The 23,835-nt window shown below is 70.7% G+C and carries 23 protein-coding genes; 9 read left to right on the plus strand and 14 right to left on the minus strand.

Going from position 1 to position 23,835, the window contains the following annotated elements:
* Positions 1–21: 21 nt before the first annotated feature.
* Together B4V06_RS11570 and B4V06_RS11575 are read right to left on the minus strand one after the other, a co-directional pair.
* On the minus strand, positions 22–408 hold the full coding sequence (locus B4V06_RS11570; protein WP_123114034.1) for a DUF7475 family protein: 387 nt from the start codon (positions 406–408) through the stop codon (positions 22–24).
* Positions 409–489: 81 nt separating this feature from the next.
* Entirely contained in the window at positions 490–2,463 is a 1,974-nt protein-coding gene (locus B4V06_RS11575) for an aldo/keto reductase (RefSeq protein WP_123114035.1), read from the minus strand.
* Between the two features lie 122 nt (positions 2,464–2,585).
* On the opposite strand from B4V06_RS11575, the gene B4V06_RS11580 reads away from it, so the two are divergent.
* The 4 genes from B4V06_RS11580 to B4V06_RS11595 all read left to right on the plus strand — a co-directional run bounded on the left by B4V06_RS11580 (position 2,586) and on the right by B4V06_RS11595 (position 6,154).
* Positions 2,586–3,461 carry an alkaline phosphatase family protein gene (locus B4V06_RS11580; protein WP_123114923.1) on the plus strand — a complete coding sequence of 292 codons (876 nt, stop codon included), beginning with the start codon at positions 2,586–2,588 and terminating at the stop codon, positions 3,459–3,461.
* 103 nt (positions 3,462–3,564) lie between these two features.
* Positions 3,565–3,942: a 6-pyruvoyl trahydropterin synthase family protein gene (locus B4V06_RS11585; RefSeq protein WP_123114036.1), complete on the plus strand. Its 378-nt coding sequence runs from the start codon at positions 3,565–3,567 to the stop codon at positions 3,940–3,942.
* A complete protein-coding gene (locus B4V06_RS11590) occupies positions 3,939–5,021 on the plus strand; it encodes a glycosyltransferase family 4 protein (RefSeq protein WP_123114037.1) in 1,083 nt (360 codons plus the stop codon). Before B4V06_RS11585 ends, B4V06_RS11590 begins: the two co-directional genes overlap by 4 nt.
* Complete coding sequence (locus B4V06_RS11595; RefSeq protein ID WP_498170018.1) at positions 5,021–6,154, plus strand: hypothetical protein; 1,134 nt, start codon at positions 5,021–5,023, stop codon at positions 6,152–6,154. The genes B4V06_RS11590 and B4V06_RS11595 overlap by 1 nt, the downstream gene beginning before the upstream one ends.
* On the opposite strand, the gene ncsA is transcribed toward B4V06_RS11595, so the two are convergent.
* Entirely contained in the window at positions 6,155–7,135 is a 981-nt protein-coding gene (gene ncsA / locus B4V06_RS11600) for a tRNA 2-thiolation protein NcsA (RefSeq protein ID WP_498170021.1), read from the minus strand. It lies immediately after the preceding gene.
* A gap of 640 nt (positions 7,136–7,775) precedes the next feature.
* Here ncsA and B4V06_RS11605 point away from each other — a divergent pair.
* Positions 7,776–8,294 carry a DUF4442 domain-containing protein gene (locus B4V06_RS11605; RefSeq protein WP_498170024.1) on the plus strand — a complete coding sequence of 173 codons (519 nt, stop codon included), beginning with the start codon at positions 7,776–7,778 and terminating at the stop codon, positions 8,292–8,294.
* 10 nt (positions 8,295–8,304) lie between these two features.
* Here the strand turns inward: B4V06_RS11605 and B4V06_RS11610 are convergent, their stop codons facing one another.
* The 4 genes from B4V06_RS11610 to B4V06_RS11625 form a co-directional block, all read right to left on the minus strand.
* Entirely contained in the window at positions 8,305–9,090 is a 786-nt protein-coding gene (locus B4V06_RS11610; protein WP_498170026.1) for a response regulator, read from the minus strand.
* Positions 9,091–9,210: 120 nt separating this feature from the next.
* Entirely contained in the window at positions 9,211–10,167 is a 957-nt protein-coding gene (locus B4V06_RS11615; RefSeq protein WP_123114041.1) for an alpha/beta fold hydrolase, read from the minus strand.
* 109 nt (positions 10,168–10,276) lie between these two features.
* Positions 10,277–11,407, minus strand: coding sequence for a methylmalonyl Co-A mutase-associated GTPase MeaB (gene meaB / locus B4V06_RS11620; protein WP_123114042.1), 1,131 nt, complete (start codon positions 11,405–11,407; stop codon positions 10,277–10,279).
* Positions 11,408–11,827, minus strand: a complete 420-nt coding sequence (locus B4V06_RS11625; RefSeq protein ID WP_123114043.1) for a cobalamin B12-binding domain-containing protein — start codon at positions 11,825–11,827, stop codon at positions 11,408–11,410.
* A 136-nt stretch (positions 11,828–11,963) separates the two neighbouring features.
* Between B4V06_RS11625 and B4V06_RS11630 the strand changes: the two genes are divergently transcribed.
* The 3 genes from B4V06_RS11630 (at position 11,964) to B4V06_RS11640 (ending at position 15,315) form a co-directional block, all read left to right on the plus strand.
* Positions 11,964–12,863 (plus strand): VOC family protein, encoded by a 900-nt coding sequence (locus B4V06_RS11630; RefSeq protein WP_498170031.1) that lies wholly within the window; start codon positions 11,964–11,966, stop codon positions 12,861–12,863.
* A 163-nt stretch (positions 12,864–13,026) separates the two neighbouring features.
* Positions 13,027–15,060 (plus strand): helix-hairpin-helix domain-containing protein, encoded by a 2,034-nt coding sequence (locus B4V06_RS11635; RefSeq protein WP_498170033.1) that lies wholly within the window; start codon positions 13,027–13,029, stop codon positions 15,058–15,060.
* Positions 15,061–15,141: 81 nt separating this feature from the next.
* On the plus strand, positions 15,142–15,315 hold the full coding sequence (locus B4V06_RS11640; RefSeq protein ID WP_498170035.1) for a hypothetical protein: 174 nt from the start codon (positions 15,142–15,144) through the stop codon (positions 15,313–15,315).
* Here B4V06_RS11640 and B4V06_RS11645 read toward each other — a convergent pair.
* Genes B4V06_RS11645 through B4V06_RS11670 form a run of 6 tightly spaced genes read right to left on the minus strand, consistent with a single transcriptional unit; the run spans position 15,302 to position 21,034 of the window.
* A complete protein-coding gene (locus B4V06_RS11645) occupies positions 15,302–15,700 on the minus strand; it encodes a hypothetical protein (RefSeq protein ID WP_498170037.1) in 399 nt (132 codons plus the stop codon). The two genes, B4V06_RS11640 and B4V06_RS11645, sit on opposite strands and share 14 nt — an antisense overlap.
* Positions 15,697–16,395 carry a phosphate signaling complex protein PhoU gene (phoU, locus tag B4V06_RS11650; protein ID WP_123114046.1) on the minus strand — a complete coding sequence of 233 codons (699 nt, stop codon included), beginning with the start codon at positions 16,393–16,395 and terminating at the stop codon, positions 15,697–15,699. Before phoU ends, B4V06_RS11645 begins: the two co-directional genes overlap by 4 nt.
* Entirely contained in the window at positions 16,396–17,232 is an 837-nt protein-coding gene (pstB, locus tag B4V06_RS11655; protein WP_123114047.1) for a phosphate ABC transporter ATP-binding protein PstB, read from the minus strand.
* A gap of 1 nt (position 17,233) precedes the next feature.
* A complete protein-coding gene (pstA, locus tag B4V06_RS11660; protein WP_498170039.1) occupies positions 17,234–19,006 on the minus strand; it encodes a phosphate ABC transporter permease PstA in 1,773 nt (590 codons plus the stop codon).
* Positions 19,006–19,980: a phosphate ABC transporter permease subunit PstC gene (gene pstC / locus B4V06_RS11665; protein WP_123114049.1), complete on the minus strand. Its 975-nt coding sequence runs from the start codon at positions 19,978–19,980 to the stop codon at positions 19,006–19,008. Before pstC ends, pstA begins: the two co-directional genes overlap by 1 nt.
* A gap of 55 nt (positions 19,981–20,035) precedes the next feature.
* A complete protein-coding gene (locus B4V06_RS11670) occupies positions 20,036–21,034 on the minus strand; it encodes a PstS family phosphate ABC transporter substrate-binding protein (protein ID WP_498170041.1) in 999 nt (332 codons plus the stop codon).
* Between the two features lie 203 nt (positions 21,035–21,237).
* On the opposite strand from B4V06_RS11670, the gene B4V06_RS11675 reads away from it, so the two are divergent.
* Positions 21,238–21,567: a DUF7853 family protein gene (locus tag B4V06_RS11675; RefSeq protein WP_123114051.1), complete on the plus strand. Its 330-nt coding sequence runs from the start codon at positions 21,238–21,240 to the stop codon at positions 21,565–21,567.
* A 12-nt stretch (positions 21,568–21,579) separates the two neighbouring features.
* On the opposite strand, the gene B4V06_RS11680 is transcribed toward B4V06_RS11675, so the two are convergent.
* Positions 21,580–23,799, minus strand: coding sequence for a (Fe-S)-binding protein (locus B4V06_RS11680; protein ID WP_498170042.1), 2,220 nt, complete (start codon positions 23,797–23,799; stop codon positions 21,580–21,582).
* Positions 23,800–23,835 lie beyond the last annotated feature (36 nt).

Here is a 23,835-nt window from a genome sequence, read left to right on the forward strand (position 1 = left end):
GGCGCTTCCGGACCGGCACGGCTATCGGCGCAACAGGGCGACCAAGACGGCTATCAGCACGACCTGCGCGACTTTGTCGACGGCGCCGAGCGTCCCGACGTCGGCCGGGAACGACTTCCCGCCTCCCGCGAAGTTGAGGACGTACCACAGGACGATTTGGACGAGCGTGAAGGGGATCCCGACGGCGTACACCGTGCGCCGACGGTAGTCGAGCAACACGAGCGCGACCGCGCCGAGGAAGCCGAGTCCGGCGAGGAGGAAGCTGACCCGCAGCGGCAACGGGAGTCCGCCGAGGCCGAGACGGAGGTGGACGGCGGCGGTGATCAACGCGGCGACGATGCCTACCCAGTGGAGGCCGTTCAGCGAGCCGATGTCTATCGCGGACCCCTGTGATTCGGTCGTTGCCATATCACACACACGGACTTCTGTCACATAGGAATACCGCCCGAACCGGCGGGGTCGGGTCAGTTAGGGTCCGGTTAGGTCGCCTTACCGCTCGAAGTCGGGGTCGCGCAGGGCGTCGATCCGGGCGATCTCGTCGGCGGTCAGTCGCACGCTCCCGGCGGCCAGGTTCGCGACGACGTGCGGCTCGCTCGTGCTGGACGGGATGGGGACGACCCCCCGGGAGGCGTTCCACGCGACGACGACCTCGGCCGGCGAGAGCCCGCGGTCGGCGGCGATCTCGCCGAGGACGGGCTCGTCGAGGAGCCCGGGCGCCGACAGCGGCGAGTGCGCGACGACTCGGATCCCGCGCTCGTGACAGAACTCGACGAGCCCGTTCCGGGGGTGGTACGGGTGTCGCTCCACCTGCACCAGGGCCGGGTCGACCTCGCCAGCCTCCAGCACCGCCTCCAGTTGCGCCCGCGAGACGTTACAGATCCCGAGCGTCCGGGCCCACCCCCTGTCGTGGACCGCCTCCAGGTTCTCCCACGCCGTCGCGAGCGACACGTCGGCGGTCGCGGGCTCGCCGTCCGCGCCCTCGGGGAAGGTGAGCGCCTCCTGCCGCTCGACCGGCTTCTCGGCGAGCCGGGTCAGCTCCCCGCGGTGTTCGAGCGCCGAGGGCCAGTGGAGCGCGTAGCAGTCGAACGCGTCGATCCCCAGCTCCTCGCGGCTGCCCGCGCAGGCGGCGAGCAGGTTCTCGCGGCGGTGGTTGGTGCGCCACGCCTTCCCGAGGAGGAACACGCGCTCGCGGTCCGGCGCGCCCGGCGCGGCGAGCAGCTCCCCGATCCGGTGCTCGTTGCCGTACAGCTCGGCGGAGTCGAGGAGGCGGTAGCCGGCGTCGAGCGCGGTCGCGATCGAGTCGGCGCGCTCGACGTACTCCCCGTCGCGGTAGCGCGAGCAGCCGAAGCCGACCGCGGGGAGGCGGATCGCGGCGGCGCCCGATCCGTCGGGTGTGGTCGCCTCCGGCCTGACGACCGGCGCCGCCGGCGGGTCGGCGGTCGCTCCGTGGTCGTCGACGGCGACGGGGCCGCCCCCCTCGGCGGCCGCCTCGATCGCGTTGCAGACGGCGACGACGTGGGCGCCTCGCCGGCCGCCGGCCCGGGACGGCGAGCCCGCCTCGACCGACGCGGCGAGGCGCTCGACCGCGTCGACGTACTCGTAGGGGCCCTCGGGCGAGGCCGGGGGCGCGCTCACGTACTCCCGGCCGACGCGCCCGAACCGGACGGCGTCGCGGTCGTCGTCCATCGCGCCGGTCCCCTTCAGGTACAGCGAGCCGTCGTCGCCGTGGAGCTCCAGTCCGTAGAACTCCCGGCTCCGGTGGGGCGCGTAGAAGCTGGCGGTCAGCCTGACGGTCGGGCCCGCCGCGAACGCCAGCGTCGCCTCGACGTGGCTCGGCGTCGACGGCCGGCGCTCCTCCCGCTCGGGCCAAACGTCGAGGGCGTCGGCGACCCGGACGCGGTCGACGGGCCCGAACCACGACACCAGCAGCGCGAGCGGGTACACCGCCCCGTCGTACAGCGGGCCGATCTCGAGGAACGAGTCCGGGCGGTCGTGCCAGTCGGTCACGCGGCCGACGTGGGCGTGCGCGTACCCCAGCCCCACCGGGCCGAGCCGGCCGTCGGCGAGGAGCCGGCCCGCGCGGCGCTGGGAGGGCGCCCGCGGCGTCCCGGGCGCACAGCCGAGCGCGAGGCCGCGGTCGCGGGCGAGCGCGACGAGGTCTCCGGCCTCGGCGGCGTCGAGCGCGAGCGGCTTCTGCGAGTAGACGTGGCGGTCGGCCTCGAGCGCGGTCCGTGTCACCGGCGCGTGGGCGGCGTGGCTCGTCAGGTTCACGACGAGCGGCGCGTCGACGCGCTCCAGCGCCGTCTCCAGGTCGGTGAACGACGGGCAGCTGTGGTCCGCGGCGAGCGACGCGGCGCGCTCCTCGTCGAGGTCGACGACGCCGGCGAGCGACAGCGAACTCCCGGACAGCCCGGCGGCGTACTCCGGCGCGATCGACCCCGCCCCGACGAACAGACAGTTCACGGTCGTACCGTGGGGGCGAGACGTATAGGTGTCCCGGCGGTGGCCGTCGAGGGGTTCGCGTTCTCTCCCGCCGGAGCGGTTTTGTCGCCTCGCGCCAACGCACGGTCGTGAGAGAGCCGGGCATGAGCCGCCTCGGGACCGCCTACCTGCGCGGGCTGCAGGCGGTCGGCCGGCGGCTCGACTACGGGACGAACGCCTTCGACCGCGAGTGGGACGTGCTCGTCGTCCTCGACGCCTGTCGGGCCGACCTGTTCCGCTCGGTCGCGCCCGACTTCGGCTTCCTCGGCGAGGTCGAGACGGTCCGGTCGGTCGGCAGCTCGTCCTCGGAGTGGCTGGAGAACACTTTCGGGGATCGCCCGGAGACGGCGCGGACGGCGATGGTCACGGGCAACACGTGGACCGACCGCTACCTCGACGCCGACGCGTTCGCCGCGCTCGACGAGGTGTGGAAGTACGCGTGGGACGACGACACCGGCACCGTGCCGGCGGCGGCGGTCACCGACCGGGCCGTGGCCCTCGCCCGCGAGCGCGACCCCGACCGGCTCGTCGTCCACTACATGCAGCCGCACCACCCGTTCGTCCCGGACCCCCTCGACGGCGACGACGGGCTGGCCCGGACCGGGAGCCACAGCAACGAGGGGAACCCGTGGGTCATGCTCCGGCGCGGCGAGGTCTCGGCCGAGCGCGTCTGGGACGCCTACGAGGCGAACCTCCGGCACGTCCTCGGCGAGGTCGCGACGCTCGTCGACAACGTCGACGGCCGGGTCGCGATCACGGCCGACCACGGCAACTGCTTCGGCGAGTGGGGGCTGTACGGGCACCCGATGCACACGCCCGTTCCCGCGCTGCTCGCGGTCCCGTGGGCGGAGGCGACGGGCGTCGACCGCGGGACGCGCGACCCGACGCTCGAACCCCCCGAACCGCTACCCGTGTCGCGGGTCCACGGCGGCGAGGGCGAGACGGACCGGGACCGGCTGCGCGCGCTCGGATATTTATAAACGGTCGTCGCCTCCGCTCGCCTCTACTTATAAAACCTCGGCGTGCCGAGCGCCCTTCCGCCGCCCTCCGGATTTAGGTGGGTCGCGCCCGTGGATCGGTTACATGTACGCGACGACGGTGCTGACGGACTTCGTGGCCCAGCACTACCTCACGGTCCCCGACCCCGGGCCGGAGGGCGTGCCGCACTCCCACCACTTCGAGGTGGAGCTGACCTTCCGCGGCCCGGAGCTGAACCAGTACGACTACCTCGTCGACATCGACGACGCCGAGGGGGCGCTCGCCGACCTCGCCGACCGCTACCGCGACGAGCTGCTCAACGACCTCCCCGAGTTCGAGGGGCGCAACCCGAGCGTCGAGCGCTTCGCCCGGGTGGTCTTCGAGCGCGTGACCGACGCGGTGACCGACGACACCGTGACCGAGCTGGCCGTGACGGTCTGGGAGGACGACGCGGCCGCCGCGACGTACGACGCGCCGGTATGAGGGTCGGCCTCGCGCTGTACGGGAGCCTCGACGAGCGGTCGGGGGGGTTCCGCTACGACCGGAAGCTCGTCGAGGGGCTCCGTCGGGCCGGCGACAGCGTCGAGGTCGTCGAGCTCCCGTGGCGGGCGTACCCGCACGGGCTCCTCGACAACGCCAGCCCGACCATCAGGGACCGCCTCCGCGTCGACGTCGACGTGATGCTCCAAGACGAGCTCGCGCACCCCTCGCTGGTCCTCGCCAACCGCGACCTGCCGTACCCGATCGTGAGCGTCGTCCACCACCTGCGCGCGAGCGAGCCGCGCCGCCTCTCGCCGCTGTACCGCGCCGTCGAGCGCCGGTACCTCGCCACCGTCGACGGCGTCGTCTGCAACAGCGCGGCGACCCGCGACGCCGTCACCGCCCTCGGCGTCGACCCCGACGCCACCGTCGTCGCCCCGCCCGCCGGCGACCGGTTCGACCCTGCCATCGACGACGCCGCAATCGGGGAACGGGCGGACGAGCGCCCCCTCCGGGTCGCGTTCGTCGGGAACATCGCCCCGCGGAAGGGGCTGGACACGCTCGTCGAGGGGGTGGCCCGCGCCGAGGCCGCCGTCGAGCTCACCGTGGTCGGCCGAGCGGTCGACGAGGGCCACGTCGCGGATGTTCGGCGACTGGTCCGAGAGCGGGGGCTCGGCGACCGCGTGCGCTTCGCCGGTCGGCTGTCGGACGCCGACCTGGGCGACACGCTCCGCGAGAGCCACGTCCTCGCGGTCCCCTCGCGGTATGAGGGGTTCGGAATCGTCTACTTGGAGGGGATGAGCTTCGGCCTGCCGGCCGTCGCCTCCCGGGCTGGCGGCGCGGCGGAGACGGTCGCGGACGGCGAGACGGGCGTCCTCGTCGACCCGGACGACCCCGACGCCGTCGCCCGCGCGCTCGAGGGGTTCGCGGCCGATCCCGACCGGCTCGCCGAGATGGGTCGCGCCGCCAGACGACGGTACGAGCGCCACCCGAGCTGGGACGAATCCACGGCCCGCGTCCGCCGGCTTCTCGCCGACGTGGCGGGCGCGTCCGACGCGGTCGAGCCGGAGGTGGCGACGTGATGGGGGACGGGGACCGGTCCCGGGTCGATGGCGACGGTGCTCCCGGCGACGGCGCCCTCGGCGACGACGCTCTCGCCGACGATACCCTCGCTTTCCGGCGCTACCTCCGGGCGAAGCGGGCCGTCGACGACCGGGCGCTCGACCGGCGGCTCCTCGGGATCTTCCGCGAGCGACTCGCCGACGGCGCCGCGGCGAGCGAGGAACCGCTCCGCGTCCTCGAGGTCGGGGCCGGGATCGGGACGATGATCGCCCGGTTGATCGACTGGGACGTGCTTCCGCCGGGCGAGACGCGGTACGTCGCCGTCGACCGCGACGCCGGGACGCTCGCCGGGCTCGAGCCGTTTCTGCGAGAGTGGGCGGCCGACCGCGAGGAGTCGGTCGTCGTCTCCGACGCTGACGGGAGCGCCGACGGCGACGCGCTCGTCGTCGAGACCGACGCGCGCACGGTTCGGGTCGAGCCGGTCGCCGCCGACGCGGTCGCGTACGCGGCGGAGCGCGCGAGCGAGTGGGACGCCCTGATCGGGATGGCGCTGCTCGACGTGCTCGACCTCGACGGGCTCGGGAGCCTCCTCGACGCGCTCGCGCCCGGCGGGACGTACTACTTCCCGATCACGTTCGACGGCGGGACGCGCTTCCGCCCGTCGCACCCGGCCGACCGGGCGATCGAGCGCCGCTACCACGCGCACATGGACGCCAAGCCCGGGGGGAGCAGCCGCGCCGGCGGCGACGCCGTCGAGCGGCTCCGCGAGGTCGAGGGGGCGTCGCTCCTCGGCGTCGCCGGCTCGGACTGGGTGGTCCGGCCGGTCGAGGGGAGGGACCGGCGGTCCGCTCCCGACTCCCGCTATCCCGACGACGAGGCGTTCTTCCTCCGGCACATCCTCGGTACCGTGGAGGCGGCGGTCGGCGAGGTGATCGACGGGAGCGTCGGGGAGTCGCCGGGGGACGGCGGGATGAATTCGGAGGACGACGGTGGAAATCCGGAGAACTCGGACGTCGACTCGACCGCGGCGCTCGACGACTGGCTCGATAGCCGGCGGCGACAGGTCGCCGCCGGCGAGCTCGTCTACCTCACCCACCAGCTCGACCTGCTCGGCCGGGTCGATCCGGAGCGGGAGCGCACCTCTTCGGCCTGATCAGGCCGCCTCGATCGAGTCGAGCAGCCGGCACTTCCGGCAGACGTCGCAGCTCGTCTTCGAGCCGCAGCGCTCGCACTCGCCGAGGTCGGGCGAGTCGTCGGCGGCGTCGCCCCCCTCGCGGTACGCCTCGGCGGCGAGCGCGGAGAGCTCCTCGTAGCCGGCCATGATCGAGTGGCGGGCGCCGGGGTGGTTCTCCTCTAGCTCGTGGATCGTCGACTGGATCTCGCCGCGGTACGCCTCCGAGGAGTGGGGACACTCGGCCATATGTGTCGGGAGGTCGCGGACGTGACAGTAGAGGGCGATCTCCTTCTCGGGCACGTCGCGGAGGGGCTTGGCGCGCGGGACGAACGCGTCGGTCTCCTCGCGCTCGTCGAAGGGACCGAGCGAGGCGTCGAAATGCTTCGCCACCTGGCGGACGTCGCCCTCGAGGAAGTTCATCATCGCCGTCTGGGCCTCGTCGTCGAGGTTGTGGCCGGTGAGCAGCTTGTCGGCGTCGAACTCGGCGGCGTACTCCTCGAGCAGGTCGCGGCGGAACACGCCGCAGTACGCGCAGGCGGCCATGTTCTCGGGGTCGTCCTCGACGACGTCGTCCATCCGCACGTCGAACTCCTCCTCGTAGGAGACGACCTCGTGGCGCAGCGAGAGCTCCTCGGCCAGCTCGATCGTGGCGTCGATGCTCTCGTCGCGGTACCCCTCGATCCCCTCGTGGATCGTCAAGGCGAGCATCTCGACGCGGGGGTCCTCGCCGAACACGTCGTCTAAGATCCGGGTCAGCGCGACGCTGTCCTTCCCGCCCGAGAGGCCGATCACCCAGCGGTCGGGATCCTCGGGCGTCGCCTCCGGATCGAGGAGGGAGTCCTCGCGGATCCGGCGCTTCACGCGCTTCTCGACCGACCGGCGGAGGTGGTGGCCGCAGAGATGCGCCCCGGAGTAGGCGGCGTGGTGGACGGCGTCGGCCCCGCACTTGTCGCACTCCATCGGTGTCGGGTTGCGGACGCGCGCTGATACCCGTTTCGGGCCGCCTACGTGAGAGCGGGGGCGGGATCGGATGGAAGCGAGACCGACGGAAGCGCTTCAGAAGCCCCAGTCGCTTACTTATAAATGAGTGATACTGGATCGACGGCGAACGCCTCCGAAGCCCCAGTCGCTTGCTTATAAATGAGTGATACTGGATCGACGGCGAACGCCTCCGAAGCCCCAGTCGCGAGGACTGCGCACGCTCGCTGCGCGCTTCGGTCGCTCGCGCCGCTCGCTCCCTCCAGTGCTTGCGTCGCCTGCGCAGTCCTCGCGACTGCCCCTTCGAGTCCCGCCCCGGACAGCCACCGCCGGAAGACGTTCCTGCTCGCTCACTGCGTTCGCTGCGCGGGCTGCGACTTCCGTGCTCCCGCTCGCGTTGCTCGCGGGACCGCACCTCATACCTCCCCAGCCTCGTCGGTCGTCCTCCGCGCTGCTCCGGACGACCGACTCCCTCGCGCAGGCTGCTCGCGCCCGGTGGGCGCTCGCAGGTGCGCACCACCGCGGTCGGTTTAAATAAACGTCCGACGTCGATGTCGACAACCCCGGGCGCGTTGTCGCCGGTTCCGACACGGGTTTGTCGTCGGCGCGGTGCCTCCGAGTCGTGACCGACTCGCCGACCGGCGTCGACCGCGACCCCGATCCCCGCCCCCTCCGCGAAGACCCGCCGGCGGAGAGCCTCCGGACCCGGCTGTGGCGCCACGGCTTCAACCTCCTGCCCTCCTATCGCGGGACCGGCGCCCGCGTCGACCACATCGGCGCCGACTGGCGGTTCGTGCGGATCAGGGTGACGTTCACCTGGCGCACCCGCAACGCGGTCGGCACGATCTTCGGCGGGAGCCTCTACGCCGCGATCGACCCGGTGTACATGACGATGCTCCGGCGGGTCCTCGGCGACGGCTTCACCGTCTGGGACAAGTCGGCCGCGCTCGAGTTCATCGAGCCCGGGCGCGACACGTTGTACGCCGAGTTCGAGCTGCCGCCCGCGGAGACCGACGCGATCCGCGACGCGCTCGGTCCCGGCGAGTCGACCGATCGGCGGTACCTCGTCTCGCTCGTCGACGAGGCGGGGACCGTCCACGCGGCCTGCGAGAAGACGCTGTACGTGCGACGGGACGCGTGAGGCGCGGTCGTCAGTCGCTCGCGGGGGTTCCGCCGGCGACCTCGTCGAACGGCGACACCGCGATGACGAGCCGGTCGTCCGCGGTGGTGCTCACCAGTTTCGACTCCGCGAACGTCGTCCCGTCGGCGCGGAGCCCCTCGCTCGTCCCCGTCCACCGCTCGCCCTCCATCACCGCGGGGATGACGTGGCTCCGGATGTGTTCGACCTCCGCGTCCGGGTGGAGGCGCTGCCAGGGCTCGCCGACGAGCTCGTCCGGGTCGTAGCCGTACAGCTCCCCGTACTCCTCGCCGACGAACTCGAAGGTGCCGTCGGGGGCGACCGTACAGACCCCGTCGAGCGCAACGTCGGTCGCGGGATCGACGCCGTCGGTTCCGGCCTGCACTTGGCCCGTCCCGAAACTTCCGCCCTCGCCGTCGACGGCGTGCTCGACCCGACGCAGGAGCGCGGTGTACCCGTCGGCGCCCCCGCGCTTGTTGACGTAGTCGCTGACGCCGGCGCGGACCATCTCGGCCGCGATGGCGTTCGGATCGGTCGCGGAAAAGAGGAGGAAGGGGAGGTCGGGCTCGGTCTCCCGCGCGGCCGAGAGGAGCTCGACCCCGGTGCGACCGGGCATGTCGTAGTCGCTCACGACGCAGTCGAACGCCTCGCGTTCGATGCGGTCCAACGCGGTCTCGGGGTCCGTCTCGGCGACGGCCTCGCAGTCGATCCCGTCGTCGCGTTCGAGGTACGCCGCGACGAGCGCGGCGAGCCCCGGCTCGTCGTCGACGCAGAGCACTCGAAGGGATGGGTCGGTCATATCTCCGCGTCGGCGACCCCCGCCTAAACCGATTCCTCCCCGATGCTCAGGTCTGATACTGGGATCCCGACCGATTCGACGCGAGGGCGGTCCCGGCGTCCGGTGCGCGAGAGCCTCGTCTCAGGCGGTCGCGCCCGCGACGAGGCTCTCTCGGACGGTCTCGACGAACCGGTCCGGGTGTTCGACGTGCGGGAGCAGCCGCGCGCGGTCGAAGACGACGAGCCGTGCGCCGGACTCGTCGGCGAGGTCGCGGCCGTCCGCGAGGGGGCTCACCTCGGCCTCGCGCCCCCAGACGATCGTCGGCGGCACGTCGAGGTCGGCGAGCGCGGCCGCCAGGTCGAGGTCGCTGTTGAGGTAGCCGGAGACGAAGGAGGCCGGCGCGAACCGGGCGTTCTCGACGTGGGTCGTCCGCCACTCGTAGTCGGTCCACTCCTCGCTCGGGTTCGTCGGATCGTCGTAGCCGTGGTCGGCGTTGAAGTACCGGATCGACGGCTTCGACGCGATGACGTTGAACAGCGCGTCCCCGACCAGCGGGGACCGGAGCAGCTCGCGGAGCCACGACTTCGGCGGGCTCGGCCCCGCGGTGCTCGTCGGACAGACGCCGACGAAGCCGCGCAGGCCGACGCCGTCGTCCCCCGAGCCCTCCCCGGTCGCCGCCGAGGCGGCGTACGCGGCCGACAGCGACGAGGCGACGACGGCCGGCTCGTGGAGGTCGGCGAGGAAGTCCCGGACGAAGTCCTCGTACAGCGCGGCGGAGTACCGCAGCGGCGGCCGGTCGGAGCGGCCGTACCCCGGGAAGTCCGGCGCGATCACGTGGTAGTCGGCCGCCAGGTCGTCGAACACCGCGCGCCACTCGCCGGAGGAGCCGGCGGCGTTGATCCCGTGGAGCAGCGCGAGGTCCGGGTCGTCCGGGTCTCCCGCCTCGGTGAACGCCACGTCCATCCCGCGCCAGCGGAAGACGCCGTCGTCGCCGTCGAGCGGGGCCTCTAGCTCTCCCTCGTACCGGAGCCCGGTGTTGAGGGCGGCGAGCGCGCCGACGCCGAGGAGGGCGGTCCCGGCGAGGTTCCTGAGCTTCATGGAAACCTGTTGGTCCGCTGGCGACTTATACCTCGTGGCCCGACCGGGCGGTCGCGCCGCCGTCCGTCGCCGCCCGCCCGTTGCTGCCCGGCCGTCACCGCTCGGTCGGTCACTCCCGGTCCGTCTCCACGCAGTCGACGATGGGGGCGACGACCTCGGCGGCGACGCTGTACGGGTCGGTCTCGCGCCGGCGGACCGCCTCGGCGAGCCGGTCGACCCCGCCGCGCCGTTCGATCTCGTCGGCCGCCAGCGCGCCGACGTCCGAGCGCACGAGCGTCCGGATCTCCTCGGCGTAGCGCCGGCGCTTCGTCGCCTCGATCTCGCCCGACTCCCGGAGGTGCGCGGCGTGGGCGTCGAACGCCGCGATCAGCTCGTCGACGCCCTCGCCCGTGTTCGCGACCGTCCGGAGCACCTCGGGGGTCCACTCGTCGGCGTCCGAGTCGCCGTCGCCCTCGGAGTCGCCCGAGTCGTCGAAGCGATCCGGGTCGTCCGGGTGCTCCGGCGCGTCGAACCCGTGATGGCCCGTCTCCAGCCCCTTCGTCGGTCCCTCGCGCCGGTGGACCATCTCCTCTAGCTCGGCGAGGGTGCGCTCCGCGCCGTCCATGTCGGCCTTGTTGACGACGAACACGTCGCCGATCTCTAAGATGCCGGCCTTCAGCGTCTGCACGTCGTCGCCGGAGCCGGGCTGGACGAGTACCGCGACCGTGTCGGCGGTCCGCACCACGTCGACCTCGTTCTGGCCGGCGCCGACCGTCTCGATGACGACGACGTCCTTCCCGAAGGCGTCGAGCGCCTTCACGGCGTCCGCGGTCGCCATCGAGAGCCCGCCGAGCTGGCCGCGCGCGCTCATCGACCGGAAGAAGACGTCCATGTCGCCGACGTTCGATCCCATCCGGATCCGGTCCCCGAGCACGGCGCCGCCGGTGTACGGCGAGGAGGGGTCGACCGCGACGACGCCGACGGTGTCGCCGCGCTCGCGGTAGGCGGCCGCCAGCTTGTCGACGAGCGTCGACTTCCCGGCGCCGGGCGAGCCCGTGATCCCGATCACGTCCGCGCCGCCGGTGTGCTCGTGGAGCGCGGAGACGATCGCCCGGTGGCCAGCGGCGCGGTCCTCGATCCGGGTGATGACGCGGGCGAGCGCCCGGTGGCTCCCGGCGAGCAGCTCCTCGACGAGCTCGGCGTCGCGGTCGTCCAGCTCCGGGGCTCCCGCCGCCGACCCGTCGCGTTGCGGCCCGTCCATCTACGCTCGCTCCGGCACGTTGTTCCGGATGAACTCGATCGTCTCCTCCATCGGCGTGCCCGGCCCGAACACCTCGGCGACGCCGAGCTCCTTGAGCTCGTCCTCGTCGTCGTCGGGGATGATCCCGCCGACTAGGATGAGGGTGTCCTCGAAGGCGTCGTACTCTTTTAACCCCTCTATCACCTTCGGCACGAGGGTGTTGTGCGCGCCCGAGAGGATCGAGATCCCGAGCACGTCGACGTCCTCTTGGACCGCCGCCTGCACGATGTCCTCGGGCGCGCGGTGGAGCCCGGAGTAGACGACCTCGAAGCCGGCGTCGCGGAACGCCCGCGCGATCACGTGTGCGCCCCGATCGTGGCCGTCGAGCCCGACCTTCGCGACCAGACACCGGATGGCCCGCTCCTCCTGTTCGACGCTCATGTCGGGTACTGCGTCGCCCCACCGCTTGACTCTAACGGACGATCGGGTGGGATTCGCCGACCCGATCGCGGGCGGATCCCCGGACCCCGGCTTCCGCGACCGACGCGTTGAACGCGCGGCGCCCCTCAGTAGAGGTATGACCGGTGATCCTCACGCCGACCGCCTCCCGGCCGGGACGCGGATCGGCCGCGCCGCGCTCCGCGTCGCCGACCTCGGCGAGACGACCGCCTTCTACCGCGACGTCGTCGGCCTCGCGGTCCTCGACCGCGACGGCGACGAGGCCGTCCTCGGTGTCGGCGACGAGGAGCTGCTCGTCCTGCGACGCGACCCGGACGCCCCCGAGCGCGGCCCCACCGACGCCGGACTCTTTCACACGGCGTTCCGGGTCCCCTCCCGAGCCGCGCTCGGCGAGGCGCTGGGCCGGGTGCGCGACCGCTGGCGGCTCGACGGCGCCTCCGACCACCTCGTCAGCGAGGCGCTCTACCTCGACGACCCGGAGGGGAACGGCGTGGAGATCTACCGCGACCGCTCCCGCGAGGAGTGGCCGCTCGCCGACGACGACACGGTCCGGATGGCGACCGAGCCGCTCGACGTCGAGGAGGTCGCCGCGGCGGCGGGCGGGGAGTCGGGGGAGGCGTCGGACTCGTCCGTCGACCGCGTCCCGCCCGGCACCGACGTCGGCCACGTCCACCTCGAGGTCACGTCGCTGTCGGCGTTCGAGGCGGTGTACGTCGACGGGCTCGGCTTCGAGGTCGGCATGACCGGACCCGACGTCCGGTTCGTCGCCGCCGGCGGCTACCACCACCACCTCGGCGCGAACACGTGGCGGGGCCGGACGAGGCCGGCGTCCGGGCGCGGGCTCGCGTGGTTCGAGGTAGTCGTGCCGGACGACGCCGCGCTCGACGCGGTGCGGACCCGACTCGACGCGGTCGCGTCCGACGGCGCCGTCGAGTTCGCCGTCGAGGAGCGGGAGGGCGGGATCGCGGTTATCGACGGCGACGGCATCGAAGTGCGGATTCGGGCCGAACCGGAGTAAGCGTTCGTCGACCTCGGGGCACGCGTCCGCCGGCCGTCGGCGTCGCGACGGTCTCAATTTCGAACGCTCGGTATGTTGTATGTCTCATTTTGGGTTAAAAATATATGTCATTAAAATATATTTACTTATCGTCCTGTCGGATACAGGACCAAGGGTGTCCGTAATGTCCACAAACGACCCACCCGAACTGGAGAAGATCCCTGGTATCGGCCCCAAGCGAGCGAAGGCGCTCCGCGTCGCCGGCTACGAGACGCTCGACGACCTGGAGGCGGCCACGGAGGAAGACCTTCGGGACGTCGCGATGTTCGACGACATCCTCGCTCGCGACATCAAAGCGACAGTCAGTCCGGACGCCGACGACCGCGTCGCGGTGAAACAGCCCAACGCCGTCACGCCGGACGACTGGCGAGTGACCGATCGACAACTGCACCACATCCGAACGCTGTCCGACGACGTGCCGCTGGATCTGGAGGGATCGACGGCCCTCGACGTTCGCGACCACCTGGAGTTCGCGATCGATCCCGACCTGCTGGGCTTCCGGCGGGTCTGCGGACGCGTCGTCACCTACGATGCGGAAACCGACGAGTACCATCCCGTCCCGAACGCGACCGTCCACGTCGAGGACACCGACTGCTCGTTCCTCTCTTATTTCCCGTCGGACCTCGGCTACGGCTGGTTCTTCCCGTTCGACTGCACGCGGGAGACGGTCGCGACGACGACGACCAACGAGTGCGGGGAGTTCTGCGTCCACGTCCCGCGCTGGGACATCGACCGCGTCCTCAGCTTCCGCCGCGAACGCGTCTGTCTCCCCGAGATAGCCCGTCCCCGGCTCCGGGACGTGCTCGAACGGCCCGAGGTGTTCCCGGACCCGGTGATCCCGCCGGAGCCCCGACCGCGACCCGATCCGTCCCCGCGGCCGCGACCCGACCCGTCCCCCCGGCCCGGGCGGCTGTTCGATCCGGGCGCGTTCGAGCGCACGGCCGAGCTCGTCGGCGAGGACATCGCGCTGCGGCTCGGCGCGGGCTCCGAGCGCGGTGCGTTCGGCGATCTCGAGCCCGAGACCGCGGCGCTACTCGATCGGCCGGCGTTTCCCGACCCCCCCGAGCCGCCGCTGCCGAAGGGGTTCGCCCGCCCGGATCCCGACGAACGAGTCGAACTGCTCGGGGACGAGATCCCTGTCGATTCCGAGATCCTCGCCGCGATCGACCCCGACCGGCTTGCCGGTCCATTCCTCCGGTGTCGGGACGTGTCCGTGCCGGAGTGGCGGACCATCGTCGACGTGCCCGACATCACCTTCCGCGTCACGCAGGACGTCGACGGCGACGGGACGCCGGAGACGATCTACTCGGAGGGGTACTTCGACGTCCGCTGGGACGAGGGCGGCTCCCTGGACGTCGACCTCGTCGCCGACGACAACGCGAACTCGATCCCGACCTGCGACGGGCTCACGCCCGAGAACGTCGAGTGCGAGACGCCGTCCATCGAGTCCATCGGTCTGATGCCGACCCGGAGCCCGATCTACGACGACGCCACCGGCTACGCCCGGCGGATCAACCGCCCGAAACCGCCCGGCTCGTCCACCGGCCGGCCCGACGGCACCGCCCCGTTCGCCGGAACGCTACAGCTACACGGCTGTCACCGCTTCGAGGAGGCGGCCTACTACCGGGTGCTGTACTCCTACGAGGGGGGCTCCGAGCGACCGTTCACCGGCCACGAGTGGCACGTGCCGGCGATCGGCCGCGACCCGGTTCACGTGCAGCCGACCGGGACCGACGGCTGGTACCCGATCCTCGATGTGCCGTATCTGGAGTCGTGCTACGGCGAGACGCTCAACGACAACCCGCTGTTGTTCCCGTTCTGGGTGCTGAACTGGAACACCCGCGGCTACCGGAACGGAACCTACGAGGTGCGGCTCCAGCTCGCCGACTCGGACATGGAACCTCTGTCGACTTCGCCCGCCTCGACGATCACGGTCGACAACCGGGCGCCGGACCTCGAGCTCACCGACCTCGCTTGGGGACCGATGTCGGAACGGCCCGAGGAGTGGGACAACGACATCACCGAGTCGTGTCCGCGGATCGAGCGACCGGCCGGGGAAGACATCGGTATCCGCGTGTCCTTCAGAGCGTGGGGCGAACACTTCCGGAGCGTTCGAGCGTCGGCGCACGGCTGCGGCCGGAATCCGCCGGTGACTTAGCCGTCGTCGAGCGGCGGTCCGTCAAACCGGTACTCGTACTGGCACCAGTCGGTCGGCGATCGGAGCCGCAAACAGACCGTCGTGTTCGAGGTGCCCGCCGGCTACCAGCAGGGCGCCTACCGGATCCGACTGCGGGCCGTCAGTCGCGCCTTCAATCCCGCCGGCGGCGGCAGGGGCCCGTCCACGAACTGGGAGTACGACGGCGACTACGTCGACTCCCACCTCAACCGACAGATAAGCATCACGGACGCGTAGCGTCCCCGGACGCGCGAGCCGTCTCGAGGCTCGGTCGGATCGCCGGAGTCAGACCGGCGACCGGCGATTTTTCGATCGGCGAGGCCTTCCAGAAGCGACCGGTCGCGTACCGCTCGCCGCCGTCCTCGCCGAACCGCTCGTCGAAGACGGCGACCACGCGGCGCTCGACCTCGTCGCGGATCGCGCGGACCTCCTCGATCGGGCGTTCGCCCGGGTCGTCGAGGTGCCAGTCGTCGGTGTCGACCCCGTCCAGCTCCAGCGTCGCACAGCCCATCGTGGCGACGAAGTCCGAGGCGGCGAGCGCCTCCTCGGAGACGTGTCCCGGCTCTCGTCCGTTCACGTCGAGGCCGACCCCCGCGATCGCCTCGACGACGATGTCGTTCAATAGATCAGCTCGTCGTCGCTCTCGATCATGTACAGCGTCCGGGCGGCGATGTTGACCCCGTGGTCCCCGACGCGTTCGAGGTCGCGGATCGCCAGCAGGGCGTGGGATATCTCGTCGAGCGTGTCCGCGAGTCGGTCCGGGTCCGGCTCCTCGGTCCCGTCCGCCTCGGTGCGGGCGCGGTCGGCCTCGAGCAGGCTCCGCACGACCGCCTCGCTGGCCCGGCGGCAGCGCTCGTCGAGGTCGTCGTCCCGGGCGTCGATCTCCCGACAGGCCTCGGCGTCGGACGCCTCGTAGGCCGCGACCGCGTCCGCGACCATCTCGCCGGCCGCGTCGCCGAGCTCACGGAAGTCGACGGCCGGGTGGATCCCGCCGTCGTCGCCGCCGTACTCGGCGATGTTCGTCGCCAGGTCGCCGACGCGTTCGAGATCGGTGATGATCTTGAACGACGCCGTCACCAGCCGGAGGTCCCCGGCCACGGGCTGCTGGAGTGCGAGCAGCTCCGTGCACTCCTCCTCCAGTTCGAGGTACCGGGCGTTGATCTCGTGGTCGCCGTCGATCACCTCGGCGGCGAGGTCGTCGTCGCCCGTCTCGGCCGCGCGGAGGGCGGTCTCGTACCGGTCGAGGACCAGGTCGCCCATCGCGACCACGTCGCTCCGGAGCTGCTCGAGCCGCTCCTGGTAGTTCTCGCGGGGCATCTACCCGAACTTCCCCGTGATGTAGTCCTCGACGCGCTGTTCCTCGGGGTCCTCGAAGATCTTGGTGGTGTCGTCGTACTCGACGAGCCGCCCGCCCGTGAGGAAGACGGCGGTCCGGTCGGAGATGCGCGCCGCCTGCTGCATGTTGTGCGTGACGATGATGACGGTGTACTCCTCCGCGAGGTCGTCGATGAGGTCCTCGATCTTCGAGGCCGCCACGGGGTCGAGCGCCGAGGTCGGCTCGTCCATCAGGACCACTTCCGGGTCAGGCGCGATGGCGCGGGCGATACAGAGCCGCTGTTGTTGTCCGCCGGAGAGGTCGAGCCCCGACGAATCGAGCTGGTCGTTCACCTCGTCCCACAGCGCGGCGGCCTTCAGCGACTCCTCGACGCGCTCGTCGACGTCGCCGTCGAACCCCTGGATCTTGAGGCCGTACGCGACGTTGTCGCGGATGGACTTCGGGAACGGGTTCGGCTTCTGGAACACCATCCCGATCTTCCGGCGTAAGGCGACCGGGTCGACGTCGTCGTCGTACACGTTCTTCCCGCCGAACTCCACGTCGCCCTCGACCCGGCAGACCTCGATCATGTCGTTCATCCGGTTGATACACCGGAGGAACGTCGACTTGCCGCAGCCCGAGGGGCCGATCAGCGCGGTCACCCGCTTCTCGGGGATCTCGATCGACACGTCGTCGATCGCCTGTTCGTCGCCGTAGAAGACGTCCAGGTCGCGCGCGGCGACTGCGGTCCCCCCGGTCTCCGCCGTTCGGCCGTTCGATCCGGTCTCTACGTCCGTCGTGATGAGCGAGTCGCTCGCTTCTGTTTCGGTGTTACTCATGTTAGTTCCCCCGTTCCGCGCGGTTCCGCAGCAGTATCGCCGTTCCGTTCATGCCGATGAGGATGATCAGCAGCGTGATAACGCCGGCCGCGACGACGCCGTACCGGAACTCCGCCTGCGGGAAGTTCGCCCACGCGTAGATCTGCATCGGCATCGCACTCAGCCGACTGAAGAGGCTGTCCGGCGCGCTGAACACCGTCGTCGCCGCCCCGATCATAATGAGCGGCGCGGTCTCGCCGATCGCCCGACCGAGCGCGAGGATCGTCCCGGTCAGAATCCCGGGTAACGCCTCCGGGAGGACGACGTTCTTCGTCGTCTGCCAGCGCGTCGCGCCCATCGCGTCCGACCCCTGGCGCAGGTCGTCCGGGACCGACCGGATCGCCTCCTGCGCCGAGATGATCGTGATCGGCAATATCAGGAGCGACAGTGTCAGCGAGGCCGTCAACGCGGTCCCGAGCCCGAACCCGAGCAGGTTCGCGAACAGCCCCAGTCCGAGCAGCCCGTACACGACCGACGGGATGGCGGCGAGGTTCGCGATGTTCACCTGAAGCAGCCGCGTCAGCGACCCGACGAGGCCGCTCCCCGCCGTGTACTCCTCTAAGAAGACGGAGGTCCCCACGCCGAGCACGAACGACAGCACCGCGACCAGCGCGATGATGATCACCGAGCCGACGATCGCCGGATACAGCCCGGCTTCGGCCGCGGTCCGCGACGGCGCCTCGGTGACGAACCCGGCGTCGAGCCACGGGTTCGGCGCCGGGAAGCCGAACGCCTCGACGAGGAACGCGCCGACGAGCGCGCCACCGACGAGGAGGACCGGCAGCGCCAGCCCGACGAGTCCCTCGCCGACGTCGATCGCGCGGTGGACGTAGACGAGGGTCGGCACGCCCGTCACGACGAGCACGATCAGCGCGGTGGGTCCGGGGATCCCGACGCTCCCGGCGAGGAAGCCGCCCGCGGTCGCGACGGCGAGCGGGACGCCGCCGGCGGCGACCGCAGTGGTCCGGCTCCCCCGGCCGGCGACGACGATTCCCCCGGCGACCGCGATCGGGACCGCGAGCGTCCAGAGGTAGATGATGAGGTCGGAGGGGTACGTGGTGACAACGCCGCGGAGGACCACGGCGACGACCAGACCGACGACGCCGACGGGGATCGCGGCGGTCGCCGCCCGCGGCGCCGGCCGCCAGCGGCCGTACGCGTACAGCGCCGCGGCCGGGAACACCCCGAGCGTGTACGCGAGGAACCACACCAGCGGGTCGAACACTAAGAACAGCGTCCCCACGGCGAGGCCGATCGCGATCCCGCCGACGAGCCGGCCCACCAGCCCGAAGCCGACGGCGCCGACCCGGCCGCGGCTGCCGACGTACGCGAGGTACGCCGCGACCGGCATGGCGACGACGAAGAGGTACGCGAGCTGCCAGGTAAGCCGCGGGATCGACGCGACAAACGCCTCGATCGCGGTGAAAATTGACGCGACGGCGACGAGCCCTCCGCCGAGTGCGACGAGGGACCGCCGGGTCACCGCCGGGTCGCTCACGCTGTACAGGCAGAACGCGAGGAAGGGAACGACGAGGGTGACGAAGTACGTCAGCAGCCACTCCGGACTGGCGCTCGCCAGGTCGAAGGCGTCGATCGTGACGTAGACGAGCAGCACGCCGAGCGCGACGAGGCCGACCACGCTCGCACCCAGCGAGAGGTACTCGAAGACGGCTCCGCGGACCCGGCTCACCTCGCCGAACCCGCCAACGTTCGCGTTTTCGGTGTCCGTCGCCATCAGTACTCCTCCCGGTACCGCTGTGCGATAATATCACTGATCACGTTCATGACGAGCGTCACCACGAACAGCGTGAGTCCGAGCGCGAACATCGAGTCGTACGGGATCGACCCGCCCGTGAGGTCCCCGCCGGCGATCTGCACCATGGCGACGGTGATCGTCATCCCGGAGTCCAAGAGGACGTCGGCGGGGTTGACGATCGGGATCCCGAAGGCGGCCTCTCTGACCGTCGGCATCCGCGCCTGCGCGCCCATCGCGACGACGACGATCATCGTCTCGCCGATGGCGCGAGACACCGCGAGGATGTACGAAGAGGCGATCCCCGAGATGGAGGCCGGGACCACGATCCCGGTCGACACCTCGAACTTCGTCGCCCCGAGCCCGTAGCCGGCCTGCCGGAGGTCGTCCGGGACCGCGCTCATCGCGTCCTCGGAGATGGACGACACCATCGGGATCGTCATGATACCGACCATGATCGACGCCGAGAGCGCGTTGAAGGTGCTCATCTCCGGGAACAGCGTCGCCTTCAGCGCCGGCGTGACGTACACCAGCGCGAAGTAGCCGTACACGACCGTCGGAATACCGGCGAGGATCTCCAAGAGCGGCTTCAGTATCGACCGCGCGTTCGGCGTCGCGTACTCGCTGAGGTAGATCGCCGTCAGCGTCCCCACGGGGAGCGCGATGAACGCCGCCGTGATCGTCACGACGAGCGTCCCGATCAGCAGGGGGATAATGCCGAACGACTGCCCGCCGCCGGCCGGGTTCGGGCTCCAGTTGGTGCCGGTCAGGAACTCGGTTATCGGGATCTCTTGGAAGAACACCACCGCGTCCGACAGCAGCGTCACGAAGATCGCCACCGTCGTGAGCAGGGTGATCGCCGCGCACGCGGCGAAGAGCCCGCCGTAGGTTCCCTCCTTCAGTCGTCTGAGCCCGCTCCGCCGCTGGAGATCGGGGCTCTCGGTACTATCTGTCACAACCGGTCGGGTATCGAACGCTGTCGTAAATCAATACACCGGTTCATCGCGGACGTTACTCCTGCGCCCGCTCGATGGCGTCTTCGAGGAGCTCCATCTGCTCCTCCTGGGTCTCCTCGGTCGCGGGCACGTACCCGACGTCGCCGGCGACGAGGTCCTCGTTCGTCGTCTGCTCGACGAAGTACCGGGCGAACTCGGCGACGTGCTCCTTCCCGAGCGACTCGATCGACGGGTAGGTGAACAGCGGCCGGGAGAGGGGAGTGTACTCGCCGCTGGACGCCGTCTCGAGGCTGGGCTCGACCGGACCGTCGCCGTCGTCGATCCCGAGCGCCTTGAGCTGGTCGGGGTTCTGGAAGTAGTACGCGAAGCCGAAGTAGCCGATCGCGTACTCGCTGCCCGAGACCCCCTGCGCGATCGAGTTGTCCTGCTCGGTCGCCTGGTAGTCGCTGGTGTGGCCGCGGTCCTCTAAGATGGCCTCGATGAAGTAGTCGTACGTCCCGGAGGTGTCGGCGGCGCCGAACCGCTCGATCTCCTCGTTCGGGAACTCGTCGCGGACCTCGTCCCAGGTCTCGACGGCGTCCTCCTCCCAGATCGTCGCCAACTCCTCGATGGTGAGCGAGTCGATCCAATCGGCCTCGGGGTTGACGACGACCGTGAGCGCGTCCGTCGCCGCGATGAGCTCGATGTACTCGACGCCATTCTCCTCGCAGAGCTCCTCCTCTGCGGGCTGGATCTCTCGGCTCGCGTTGTTGAAGTCGGTGTCGCCGACGCAGAAGTAGTTCGAGAACCCGCCGCCCGAACCCGTCGAGCTGATGTCGATCGAGAGCTGGTCGTGGTCCGCGGCGAAGTCCTCCGCGATCGCGCTCATCAGCGGGAAGACGGTCGAGGAGCCGGCGATGTTGATCGAGCCCGAGAGGCCGTCGTCTCCGCCGTCGGAACCGTCTCCGGAGCTCTGCGTACAGCCGGCGAGACCGAGGGCCCCGACACCGGCGAGCGCCGCAAGCGATTTCCGCCGCGTGATCCCCTCAGTCTCCGCGTCGTGGCTTGATGCCATCACCTGTCCGTGGACGTTTTTGAGTTAAATAGTATGCTATGAGGAGTACACCTCGGGACGTACCACTCGGGTGCGATATATACTCTATATAGTTCTCATCGGCGGCGGTCCGCCTGCGCCGGCGTAGAACGCCCCGCCCTCGTCGAAGTCCGGACCCGCTACTCGGGCGTATTTTTAAGACCCTCCGTGCGAAGACCGGGACGATGACCCCTCCGACGAACGGGAACCGGATCCGGCTCTCGCTCTCCCGCGAGGAGGCGTGGGTCGCGCACGCCGCCCTGCTCGACGCGGGCGCGGCCGCGGTGGACGCCGGCGACGACGCCCCCGCGCAGTGCCGACCGATCCGGCGCATCGAACGGGACCGCGCGCTCGACGCCGAGGGCGCCGAGCTCCTCCGCGACGCGCTGATCGACTACCTCGGCGACGCGCCCGTTCGCGACCGGGCGCCGGGGCGTGCGCTGTTGCGGCGGGTCGACGACGCGGTCGAGCCCCGGCCGCGATCGGGGCCGCGGGACGCGGGGCGCGGCGCCTGACAGATTTCGCTTTTAATTCGATCCAGCCTCCACCGCCTCGATCAGCAGCTCCGCGACGTCGACGATCTCCACGTCGTCCTCGAAGTCGCCCGTCTTGCGGCCGTCCTCGAACATCGTCGTGCACATCGGGCAGGCGACGACGAACTTCTCGACGTCGCCGCCAGCGTCGGTGTCCTCGACCGCCTCGCGGAGCCGCTCCTCGCTCGGCTTCACGTCCTCCTCGTGTTCGGTCCAGAGCCCGCCTCCGCCGCCGCCGCAGCAGAAGGAATCGTCGTGCGAGCGCGGCATCTCGTAGAGGTCGGCGCCGGTCGCCCGGATCAGCTCGCGGGGCGCCTCGTACTCGTCGTTGTACCGGCCGAGGTGACAGGGGTCGTGGTAGGTGACGGTGTAGTCGAGCTCGCCGCCCGACAGGCCGAGTCGCCCCTCGTCGACTAACTCCTCGACCACCTGCGTCCAGTGGCGCACGTCGACCTCGCCGTCGGCGTTCCACGGCTCCTCGCGGTCGAACGGCATCATCGGGTCGTCCGCGAACTCCGCGAAGTCGACCTCGGGGTACTCGTTTTTGATGGTGTTGTACGAGTGCGGGTCGGTACAGACGATCGAGTCGAACTCGCAGTCCGCGAACGTCTCGACGTGGTGGCCCGCCAGTTCGAGGTAGAGGAACTCCTCGCCGATCCGGCGGATGTCGTTGCCGTCCGTCTTCTCGTCGTCGAAGAGGATGCCGAACGACACGTCGGCCTCGTCGAAGAGGCGGGCGAGCGCGCGGGCGACCTTTTTATTGCGATCGTCGAAACTCGGGTAGTCGCCGACGTACCAGAGGTACTCCACCTCCGTCTCGCGGGCGTCCGGGACCTCGACGGCGTCGTCCAGTTCGTCGGTCCAGTCGCCGCGGGCCGACTGCGACTCGCCGAAGGTGTTCCCCTTCTGCATCACGTCCTGGAACACGTCCTGGAGGTTCGAGTCGACCGCGCCCTCGTCGACGAGCTGGCGGTTCAGCTTCGTGAACGAGGTGAGGTGCTCGATGTCGACCGGGCAGGCGTCCATACAGGCCATACAGGACATACAGGACTCCATCGACTCGCTGGCGATGACGCCGCCCTCGTCGGCGACGATTGGGACGGTGCCGCCGTCTGCGCTCGCGACGCCGCCATCGGTGGCCGCGTCGTCGGCTGCGCGGCCACCATCGGTCGCCACCGCGCCGCTACCGCCCGCTCCCGCCACCGGGTCGTCGGTGACGGACTCGCGGTACGCTTTTAAATCGAGGATGACGTCCCGCGGGTCGAGGTTTCGACCGACCGTGTCGGCCGGACAGGCGTCGGTACACCGCCCGCACTTCGTGCAGGCGTCGCCGTCCATCAGCTCCTTCCAGGTGAAGTCCTCGATGGACTCGGCGTTCGTGTGGTCGAGGTCGGCCGGGACGTTCGGCAGCCGGGCGCCGGCCTTCTCGTCGCGGGCGACGACGTTCGCGAACGAGGAGATCATGTGGAACGGCTTCGCGTACGGGATCCACGCGATGAACGCGAACGCGAGCAGCGAGTGGCTCCACCAGACAACGGCGTAGATCGACTCGGCGCCGCCGGGCGTCAGCCCGGCCCACCGGAACCCCGCGGCCATCGCCATCCCGACGAAGCTCACCGTCTCGTCGGCGCGCGCCGGCTGGCCGACGATGCCGAGCGCCTGCACGACGAAGCCGCCGACGCCGAGCAGGAAGAGGGTCCAGACGAAGGCGTCGTCCTCCAGCGAGGTGTGTTTCCCCCAGAGCCGCCCGTCGCGCTCGCGGTAGCGGCGGGCCATGGCCATGCCGACGCCGACGACGAACAGCAGGCCGAACGCGTCGACGACGAACTGGTAGGCCAGGTAGAAGTCGCCCACCCAGAACGACTCGCCCGCGATCGGGCGGTAGACGTCGATGTCGAACCCGAGGATCGTCGTCGCGACGAGCAGGGTGAGGAAGCCCCACAGCACGAACGTGTGCATCACGCCGGTGTACGCGTCCCCGTCGAACTGGTTCTCGTTCGAGAGCACGGTCCGCGTCGCCTCAACGGTCCGCGACGGGAGGTCCGACAGCCGGTCGCGGGGGTCCGCGCTCCCGCGGGCGTACGCGGCGAACCGGGCGTACACGCCGTAGCAGAACACGAGGATCGCGACCGCGGCGAGCCAGTAGAACGCGGCCTTCCCCACCGGACCGATCGTCCAGAACGTCTCCCGGGTGGCCGCCTGCAGCGGAGTCATGATCGATCAGGCGGATACGGCCCGGTTAAAACTTGC

It is taken from the genome of Halorubrum sp. B53 (assembly GCF_059752395.1).